6 protein-coding genes are annotated in these 5659 nt (G+C 38.2%); 4 read left to right on the forward strand and 2 right to left on the reverse strand.

The window, feature by feature from the left end; translation table 11 throughout:
- Positions 1–483: 483 nt before the first annotated feature.
- The 4 genes from A5875_RS01245 to lepB all read left to right on the forward strand — a co-directional run bounded on the left by A5875_RS01245 (position 484) and on the right by lepB (position 3824).
- The gene (locus A5875_RS01245; RefSeq protein WP_088931925.1) at positions 484–1128 is read left to right on the forward strand and encodes a hypothetical protein; all 645 of its coding nucleotides are present in this window, start codon (positions 484–486) and stop codon (positions 1126–1128) included.
- A 142-nt stretch (positions 1129–1270) separates the two neighbouring features.
- Positions 1271–2374 carry a hypothetical protein gene (locus tag A5875_RS01250; protein ID WP_088931926.1) on the forward strand — a complete coding sequence of 368 codons (1104 nt, stop codon included), beginning with the start codon at positions 1271–1273 and terminating at the stop codon, positions 2372–2374.
- A 142-nt stretch (positions 2375–2516) separates the two neighbouring features.
- Positions 2517–3122 (forward strand): metallophosphoesterase, encoded by a 606-nt coding sequence (locus A5875_RS01255; protein WP_088931927.1) that lies wholly within the window; start codon positions 2517–2519, stop codon positions 3120–3122.
- 159 nt (positions 3123–3281) lie between these two features.
- Entirely contained in the window at positions 3282–3824 is a 543-nt protein-coding gene (gene lepB, locus A5875_RS01260; protein WP_088931928.1) for a signal peptidase I, read from the forward strand.
- 40 nt (positions 3825–3864) lie between these two features.
- On the opposite strand, the gene A5875_RS01265 is transcribed toward lepB, so the two are convergent.
- Both A5875_RS01265 and A5875_RS01270 read right to left on the reverse strand, forming a co-directional pair.
- The gene (locus tag A5875_RS01265; protein ID WP_088931929.1) at positions 3865–5241 is read right to left on the reverse strand and encodes a PH domain-containing protein; all 1377 of its coding nucleotides are present in this window, start codon (positions 5239–5241) and stop codon (positions 3865–3867) included.
- Positions 5241–5615, reverse strand: coding sequence for a GntR family transcriptional regulator (locus A5875_RS01270; RefSeq protein WP_088931930.1), 375 nt, complete (start codon positions 5613–5615; stop codon positions 5241–5243). Before A5875_RS01270 ends, A5875_RS01265 begins: the two co-directional genes overlap by 1 nt.
- Positions 5616–5659: the final 44 nt, after the last annotated feature.

The following is a 5659-nucleotide window of genomic DNA, read 5'->3' on the forward strand; positions in this document are numbered from 1 at the left end:
AGAAGAGCTGCCAAATGCAGATGTAATCGTTATTCCTAAGACAAATAAAGCTCTCTATGCAGAACGGGCGAAAAACGCGAAGGTCATATGGGTGTCGGGAAACGAGGTCGTGGAAAACGATTTTGAAGGAATTAAGAAAAAAATAACCGAGGCTTAAAGAGACAGGGAAAATAAGGCATAGTGTAAGTTGTAAAAGATTCGCACGGGTTTTAAAGAGAATTTTTAGGGTATTCAAAGGTGGGTGAACTTATCTTTTGGATGCTCTTTTTTTATGTGTAGAAATGAAATCAAGGTTATTTATCCATTAGATATAATGGATGTTTTTCTATCTGAATAGTTAAACAAGGGGAATGTAATTATAATCCGCTTTCTTTTTTCTTTATTCACCTTTTTTTCTAAATCTTTTTAACGCTTAAAAGCTTAATTTCGAAAAGATTATGGTACACTAATACTAAGAAAATTGTTGGAAACGAAGGTGAGAAGTTGGTTCACAAGGTACATACGATCGAGCATCACAAAATTATTTCTGATTTCCGTCTCTTGTCAGGGCTGACCGTTTCTATAGAAGACTGTGCCAACCTGACAAAAGAGTTTCAAAAATATGGTGTAGAAGATTATTATATCAGCGACTATGAAGGAAATAGCTACTTGACCCGTTACGTTGATTATTTTATCGACGGAATTCCTTGTTGGAAATACAAGAAGAGCTACTTAATTCCGCTAATTTTCCGCGATATGCCCGACACGCAAAAAATGTTCCGCGACAGCTATCGTTGGGAAGCTTTTTTTATTCTTCTAGACTGGTATTTGGAATACAATCCTGAAAAAGTACTTGTTACCTGCAGTAAAAAAAAGAAAAAGATGGAAGTGATCGATACGGCATTTTTGATCTTCCGTTTGTGGGAAATTTGTGATGGCGCTGCCTTTCCGATCGCTAATCTCAAAAATCTTTCTGAATTTGAAAAATGGAACCAAATCTTTCATTTGATTGATACGGGTAAATCCTTTAAGCGCACCAAAGAATTCGATGTGACCAAAGTTGAAGACCTGACTCAACTGGAAGCAGTTATTACGATTATCAAACTAAAATATCAAGCACTTCTACAAAAACAAGGCTACCAAGTTTAAATTGGCAGCCTTGTTTATTTGTTTTCCTTTTGTTATTTATTCGCAAATCGCTAAAAATTTTGAAAGATTTTGGATGAGTTTTTCTTTTTTTACGTACATTAATAGTAAAGAGAACATAACATTGAAAAAGGAGCGAATAAGCATGGAAATCAAACAACTGACCAGACGACAACTTTTTACGATGAAGAACAGAAAGAACCTTGAGACAAAAGTACGCAAGTTTTGGGAAGCAACCAAAAATGCAGATCTAGTAGTGGAATATATCGTAGCGATTATTGTAAGAAATGCGCTAGTGGCAAGCGATTTTTCGCTGCCGTGTCAAGATGTTGTGCGGGACCTGCTTTTTCAAGCCGAACCAAGCGAAACACTAAGACAATTCAGTCCATTTTTCAAGGACTATTTGGATGAGAGCGAATGGAGCAACGTTATCAAGCGGTTGTTCAAAAATGAAAATGCGTATTATAAAGCGACTAAAAAGATGCGAATACACGAAGGTAATCTGAAAAATCGAGGCAGTGCTGCGCTTGCTGGTAACTATGATAGCTACACTTTGGATTCTATTTTTGAAGATGCCAATGGGAAAAAGCATACCTGGAAATTAAGAGATGCCGACCCAAGGAATACGCTTGAGGAAACTAGACGTATTCTCATCGTTTTAACGAGCTTGACGATTTTTCAAAAGGGCGATGTACGTCAATTTGCCAAATTTTTGGATTGTGAGTTTAAAGGAACCACGACGCTTTATAGTACAAAACAACCGAAAGAGCAGCCGGAGTCTATCCAAAATTCGGCGAAAGAACTCACACAGATAAATGCGGATACAAACGTTGAGAAGGTTTTGGTGGATGGCATGGACCTTTCTGTGTTGACTAAGGGAGAACTCATCATGTTGCTTAAAGGGATTTTTGAAGAAGCAGAGGCGGCTATGTTAGAAGAATCTTTTGATGATCCAGAAGAAGGCTTTGAAAAATTGCCGGCAGATCTGCCTATTGGCAATAAGACAAATATAGAATCAAGGATTGTTCCAGACGAAAAAGATAGTCAGCAACAGGAAACATTATCAACGTTAGCAAAACCGAAAAACGATCTGATCCCAACTTTGGCAGCAGGAGCTATTCTTGAAGAAGGCACAGAAAAACCGCCAAAAGTTGACACACCTGTTAAACCAAATGGTAAAAAGCTTTCCAAAAAAGACCGAAAACTTTTGGATAATTTTAATCAAAGAAAAAAGAAACATCGCAAATAAAGGCTAAACTCATCGCAAAGGGAAGCCTTATTTGACTATCGCCAGCTAAAATATTTGTTTGTCGATGGCTGTAATAGCACATTTTTTTAGCAGAGATGGTAAAATAAAAGAAAGAATCAGAATTCGTTTGCAGGTGATCAGAATGAAATATTTTATATCAGATACACACTATTTTCACGAGAATCTTTTAGGCGACAATGATTTTGCGCCGCGTTTATTTGATTCTGTCGAAGAGATGAATCGACAAATGATCAATGCGTGGAACGCCGTCGTCAATGAGAAAGATACTGTTTATCATCTAGGCGATGTGGCGATGCATCCCCAATATGAAAAAGGCTTTACCGATATTTTAAAGCAGCTGGTACAATTAAAAGGTAAAATTGTTTTTATCAAGGGTAATCATGATTCTCGGACGTTTTTCAGGTATTTGGCAGCACATGATCCGAAGCTTCCCAACGGTGAGGACAAATTTGAATTTCATGATGTAGGTGCGATCGTCAAATTCAATCATCATCAATATTATCTGACACACTATCCGATGCTTTTAGGCAAAACATTGAATATTCGCAATTTGCATGGGCACATCCATAATTATAGTATGCCGATTGCTGAGGATATCAACGTTGGCGTGGATGCACCTGAACGCGATTTTCTTAAAACACCACTACCATTTGGTACACCGATCTCTGAAAATTTGATCGATGAGATCGCTGTTTATAAGGAAGCTGAAATAAAGAAATTAAAATAAGTCATGGCATTACTTAACTGATGCCTTTGCTTTTTTTGTGCGGATTGCCCAAAAGTTTTATTTACGTGATTTCATTTCGTTCGACTATGTTCACAACAGAATGAGTATGGTAAATTAATTATAAGAACAACGAGACAAGATAAAAAAGGAGGCAAGCAAGTGAAAGTGAAGGAAGTTGTGAAGACGATTCTTATGTATGTCGTAATGATCGGTGCGGTTATTGCGTTGCGACATTATGTATTTACGCCTGTCGAGGCGATCGGGGACTCAATGAAACCGACTTTAAACGATGGTGAGCGAATGTTTGGTCTGAAGCACACTGATATCGAACGATTCGATATCGTGACTTTTCCAGCGCCAGACGATCCGGGCAGAGATTATGTCAAACGTGTGATTGGTTTACCGGGAGATACAGTAGCTTATAAAAATGATCAGCTTTATATCAATGGAAAGAAATATGATGAACCTTATTTGGATGAGTACAAAGCTAACTTGACGGATGGTCAACCATTAACCAATGATTTTGATTTGCAGCATTTGTTTGGACACGAAAAAGTTCCAGCTGGACAGCTGTTTGTCTTAGGCGATAATCGGCGGATATCAAAAGACGGCCGCATTATCGGTATGATCAATCAAAAGGATATTTTAACCAATGTAAAATTTGTTTTCTGGCCGATCAACCGGATCGGTACCGTAGAATAATAAAAACGCCCTCTTCTGAAAATGAAGAGGGCGTTTTGCTTTACTGATGTGCTTGTACTTTTTGATAGACTTTTTTAGTAACTGTGGAATCGGTATTAGTATAATAATAATCTCGTTTCTTTGTTGAGATTTTTAAGATCGGCTTGGACTGATGATCCACAAAAAGGGTAGCGGCTTTACCGTCAACTTTAAAACTTCCAATTGCGTAATTATCTGTCGCAAGACCATTAATCTTCATTCCGGCGGTTGGCATTTTATCAATCAAGGCTACGTTTTCGATGGCATCATAATTGATTGTTTGTTTCCGATAGAAGGGACCATCTAAACTGATATTTTCCTGATTTACTTCATAAGTTAGCGGATCAGGACGATAATCCAAAATGTACAAGGGCACGACCACAATTAACATGGATGCGATCAATACGACAGGAATTAGTCCGATGAAGATTTTCCCGCCAACCTTGGCCAAATTAATCGTGATATTCAACCCAATGCGATCAGGAATCATAAAGCGTCGATCCTCTGGATTGTAGTAAATACCATATCGCCAATAATAATCATCGCCGGCATAGCGAAAGCTTGGTGTCTGAGCCAATAATTGATCTTGCTTGCTGCGCAAGCGGAGCAGCCACCATAAAGTAAAGCCGCAGAAAATGAAAACCAGCAAAAATTCTGCAATCATTAGGATTTCAAAAAAGCGATCACTGATATTCATCGTTAATAATGGAAGATAAACAATTAGATTAACAAAGAAACTTGTTGCCGCCATAAAGGCTGACCAATAAAATTTTGTCAGATCATTGTATTGGCGATTGATCGTAGAATCATTTGTCAAAGCTCGTACTGGCATTCGACTGATCATCCACCAGCCTAAGATGAACAACGCTAAAGTAATTCCGCAAGCGGATAATAAAATCCAAGTCAAACTTTCCATACCTTGTTGATGAAGTATGAACGTCAATACAATCAACACTCCAAGTGAAAGAGCAAACCACCAAGGAGAAACTAATTTTCGATTTTTTTCAAGCACAAGTTTTGTATCGACCTGAATCGGTTGCTCTGTTAATTGCCAGTTATTATCGACGATCAATTGGTGACCTTTTCGAATATAACGAATCTGCAACAGATAACCTGCACCGATTGTGATATATATAAGGACAAAGAAAAGCATCATAAAGATCGAGTCCTTCATAGGGATCAGCAGACTTAAATCTAAAACAGTTAATACGCCTGCTAATTGAAATTGGCGCTTCCGATAATTCTTTCGAAAAGCCAGCACACGTGGATCATCGATTTTATCCGCTGGGAAGGTATTTTCCACGATTACATAGTTATGAGGCTTGGCCGCTAAAGAATTGGTAAATGCCATGATGAAGTTGCAAAAAATCAATATACCTAAAATAAGAGGTGATAGCATCAAACGTCATCCTTTCCAAAACTTGTCAAAATCTTTTGAACTTTTTCTTGAACGGCTTTTTCATTAGGTTCCGACAAGTAAAGTTCAGCCAACAGCAAGGTCAAATTTTCTACACTTGTCTTCTTAGAGGAGACAGGCAGCGGGGCGACTAATGTTCCTTTGCGTCGATCGGTAATCAAGTAGCCTTCTTCACGCAATTGCTGATAGCCTTTCGACACGGTCATCGTATTCACACCTAATTCATCTGCAAATTGCCGGACTGTTGGTAGTTGTTCGCCTGGTTTCAACTCGCCTTGAGCGATGCCGATAATGATCTGCTTTCGCAACTGGAGATAGATCGCTTCATCAGAATGGGGATCAATTTCTAAAATCATTTACTTGCCCTCCTTTGTATTGTTTATATTAATACAAACAATAC

The sequence above is a fragment of the Enterococcus sp. 3H8_DIV0648 genome (assembly GCF_002140655.1).
GTDB lineage: Bacteria > Bacillota > Bacilli > Lactobacillales > Enterococcaceae > Enterococcus_A > Enterococcus_A hulanensis.

Coding starts and splice junctions, on each gene's coding strand:
- A5875_RS01270 (WP_088931930.1), bottom strand. CDS start 5,615: ATGATTTTAGAAATTGATCCCCATTCTGATGAAGCGATCTATCTCCAG.
- A5875_RS01255 (WP_088931927.1), top strand. CDS start 2,517: ATGAAATATTTTATATCAGATACACACTATTTTCACGAGAATCTTTTA.
- A5875_RS01250 (WP_088931926.1), top strand. CDS start 1,271: ATGGAAATCAAACAACTGACCAGACGACAACTTTTTACGATGAAGAAC.
- A5875_RS01265 (WP_088931929.1), bottom strand. CDS start 5,241: ATGCTATCACCTCTTATTTTAGGTATATTGATTTTTTGCAACTTCATC.